The organism is Mesorhizobium sp. M0590 (assembly GCF_040320905.1).
Lineage (GTDB): Bacteria > Pseudomonadota > Alphaproteobacteria > Rhizobiales > Rhizobiaceae > Mesorhizobium.
Genome location: NZ_JAMYQN010000056.1, coordinates 1 through 3462 on the forward strand (window position 1 = coordinate 1; position 3462 = coordinate 3462).

Annotated in this window: 4 protein-coding genes; 3 read left to right on the top strand and 1 reads right to left on the bottom strand. The window is 57.7% G+C overall.

Annotated elements, in window-relative coordinates; genetic code table 11:
• The 3 genes from NKI52_RS32480 to NKI52_RS32490 all read left to right on the top strand — a co-directional run.
• The coding region (locus tag NKI52_RS32480) for an SDR family oxidoreductase (RefSeq protein WP_352700853.1) at positions 1-82 on the top strand (82 nt) is incomplete at its 5' end.
• Entirely contained in the window at positions 83-1171 is a 1089-nt protein-coding gene (locus NKI52_RS32485; protein ID WP_352700850.1) for a thiamine pyrophosphate-dependent dehydrogenase E1 component subunit alpha, read from the top strand. It abuts the gene before it with no gap.
• A 5-nt stretch (positions 1172-1176) separates the two neighbouring features.
• Positions 1177-2184: an alpha-ketoacid dehydrogenase subunit beta gene (locus NKI52_RS32490; protein ID WP_352700851.1), complete on the top strand. Its 1008-nt coding sequence runs from the start codon at positions 1177-1179 to the stop codon at positions 2182-2184.
• A gap of 370 nt (positions 2185-2554) precedes the next feature.
• On the opposite strand, the gene NKI52_RS32495 is transcribed toward NKI52_RS32490, so the two are convergent.
• Positions 2555-3112 (bottom strand): tyrosine-type recombinase/integrase, encoded by a 558-nt coding sequence (locus NKI52_RS32495; RefSeq protein ID WP_352700852.1) that lies wholly within the window; start codon positions 3110-3112, stop codon positions 2555-2557.
• Positions 3113-3462: the final 350 nt, after the last annotated feature.

Sequence of the window (3462 nt, forward strand, 5' to 3'; positions counted from 1 at the left end):
CGTTCAGTTTCTCGCCAGCGACGCCTCCAGCTATATGACTGGTGCGGTTGTCTACGTTGATGGAGGCTATACGAATTGGTGAATGCAGAATAACGACCTGCGCTCTGCCATGTCAGGCGGCATCTCTCACTTGGATTTGGAGCAACGTTGGATCATGCAGTTAAACGGTGGTCAGAGACTGGAGGCTTATCGCCGGATGCTTTGCATTCGTCGATTTGAAGAAGAGGGTATGCGCCAGTTCAACCATGGCACGATCCCTGGTTGGTTCCACGCGTCCGTGGGTCAGGAAGCCGCTATCGTAGGGCCATGTCTCGCCCTTAGGGACGATGACGCTATGACCGGAACGCATCGTTCGCACGGCCATCCGATTGGGAAGGGTGCGCATCTGGACGCGCTCATGGCAGAACTGATGGGAAAGGAGGACGGTATTTGCAAGGGGCGCGGCGGTTCGATGCACCTTGCGGACAATTCGGTCGGGATCGTCAGCGAATCGCCCATCGTCGGAGGGGGCATTCCTCTTGCCACAGGCTGCGCGTTCAGCGCCAGGGTGCGGGGCGTCGATCAGGTTACCCTATGTTTTTTCGGCGATGGAGCGGTGAATCAGGGCACCTTCCATGAGAGTCTCAACATGGCGTCGCTATGGAAGCTTCCGGTCATCTATCTTTGCGAGAACAACGGCTATGCAATAACCACCTCGTTAGCGCGTAGCCACGGGCAGCCGGACATCGCGATGCGGGCGGCGGGCTACGGAATGCCAGGCGTAACAGTAGACGGGCAAAACCTGAACGCGGTCTATGAAGCTGCGGCACACGCCGTCATTCGAGCGCGCGCGGGCGAGGGCCCCACTCTGATAGTAGCGGACACTTACAGGTTCGACGATCACAGTTTCCGCTCCGCGAGCGGCAAGCTGGGGTATCGATCGGTCGAGGAGGTCGAGAGATACAAACGCGACCGTGATCCGATCTCGCTTTATCGCAAGGTACTCTTAGAAGAAGGCGTCAATGAAGAGATTCTGAAAGCAATAGATGATCAAGTCGTCGAAGCCATCAAACAGGCTGTACAATTTGCTTTGGCCAGCCCCATGCCTCGCCCCGAAACCTTGCCAAACTACATGTTCAAATCACCCCTTGCAGGCCAAAACAGTTTGGTGGCTGAGCTGGAGAGGACTTAATCGACATGCAAGTTAATGTACAGAAACTCGCCGTGACGCCCGGCACCCGCATCCAGATGACCTATCTCGATGCGCTCATGGAGGCGCAGTTAGAGGAAATGACTCGTGATGAGCACGTCGTCTTGATGGGAGAAGACATAGCGCACCACGGAGGCGGCAAACTCATTGAGCAATTCGGCGCAAACCGGATCTGGAACATGCCGATCTCAGAAGCCAGTTTTACTGGGATGGGAATCGGGGCTGCCATAAATGGATTGCGACCAATTGTAGACCTCACAACCGCTAGCTTCGTCTATCTTGCTTCGGATCAGATCATCAACCAGGCCTCGAAATTGCGGTTTATGACTGGAGGCCAGATCGACATTCCAATCGTTTTTCGTTGCTCTATGTTCTCATTGGGATCCATAGCGGCGCAGCATGCTGACCGGCCTTATCCTCTCTTCATGAATGTCCCGGGCCTCAAGATCATCAGCCCAACGAGCGCTGCCGATATCAAGGGGCTTATGAAATCGGCGATTCGCGACGACGATCCTGTACTTGTGTTCGAAGACACCGGGCTGTGGTCGGATAAGGGCGATGTGCCTACAGATCCGGATTATCTGATCCCTATCGGCAAAGCGGACGTGAAGCGCGAAGGACGAGATGTGACTGTTATTGCTATTGCCGGCGCTATGCGGCCGACCATGCAAGCCGTCGACGCTCTCGCAGGGGAAGGGATTTCTGTCGAAGTGATTGACCCACGTACGTTGAAGCCGCTCGACCATGCGGCCTTTAAAACCTCGGTCGCGAAAACCGGAAGACTTGTGATCGTCGAAAACGCGCACCGCGTCTGCAACGTCGGAAGTGAAATCGCCGCTGTGTTGGCGGAAGAGGGGTTCCATCTATTGAAGCGACCTATCCTGCGTCTGAGCGCGCCCGACATTCACGCCCCATTTAGTCCGGCTCTCGAGCAGAACTTCTATCCGACGAAGGATGACATAATCGCTGCCATACGGCGGCTGCGAGATCGGTAATTCCGTTGGGGTCAGGCCGCCGGACGAAAGGTACGGTTGCCGGTCTGCGCCGCGTCTCGGTAAGAGACCGCAATTTGCATCGTCGACGAAACAAAACAGACCCATCCTGAGATCTTGCTCGGGTGCTCAAGGATCCCGCCTGGCGGTTGGAACGCGTCGGGCGGGTCTCCGGTGCATGTCAAGACCCTGACGAGCCAGAACAGGGCTCTGAACTCGGGTTAACGCTCTTTCGGGATTGTGATTTGGCTGATTCCATGAGCCCTTGTTGACGTGGCCAAGGCAGGTGGAGAGCTTGGGCATAAGCCGTTGGACGTCGGCGCCTTGGCGATACTAGGAGAGGAGGCGGTGAACTGCAAAACTGTGACGAAGGTCATGCAAGCGAGGCTGATGTCGCGGCCCGGCGCCGGCGCACACGACATTCGCTTTGACGCGTAATCGGCAACACCCTCTCAGCGTGTTGCAGGGTCACAGGGGCGCCCTGGCGCGTGAGGAACCAGAGGGATTCTGCAGACTGGCCGTCGCGGCGGCGAGAAGCGTGCCGGGATAAGATGCGCACGAGGTCGTGGCCGATCGGAGCCAGTCTGGTCTTGTAAAACTTGCTCTCGCGGACGCACAGGACCCCTTCCTCGAGGTCGACGTCGGCTAATGTGAGGGACAGTGCCTCGCCAAGGCGAAGCCCCGCGCCGTAAAGGAGAAGCAGGAGCGTTCGGTATGTGTCCGGATCAATAGGACAGCGAGGATGGTCGATCAGGACGACGGCGTCGAGTAAACGACCGATCTCCTCGCGGGAGTAAATATAGGGAACGAAGGCTTCCGTCGGCTTGGGGACTGCGCGTGGCAACGGCCATATGTTTGTATGCCCCGGGGCCATCGCGAACCGATAGAAGCCCGCCAGAACAGAATGCTTTCGTTCCCAGAAACGGGTCACCGGGCCACGTCCCGCCAGAAAGGCCAACACTTGGTCGGCCGTCACCTCCGGCAGAGGTCTGTCGCCCGACGAAGCGACAGAACGACTTGAGCGTGCGCACCTCCGTGCGGAAGCGCATTCCGATTGCTTGCCGGTGATCGGTAAGCGCTGTTGTGGGACCACCTTTCGGGAGTGGTCGCGATCTGTGAGGTTGCCGATCCTGTATTCGGATCGGAGATCGGCTTGTGTGTGGACTTGACCTTACGCTTGACCCGGAGCGGCAGCTTCGGCGTTTCGAGGTGATCAACGGTGCCGGCGGTCGGCGTCATTGGTCGGTGGATGACAAGGCGCGGATCATCGCGGAGACGCTG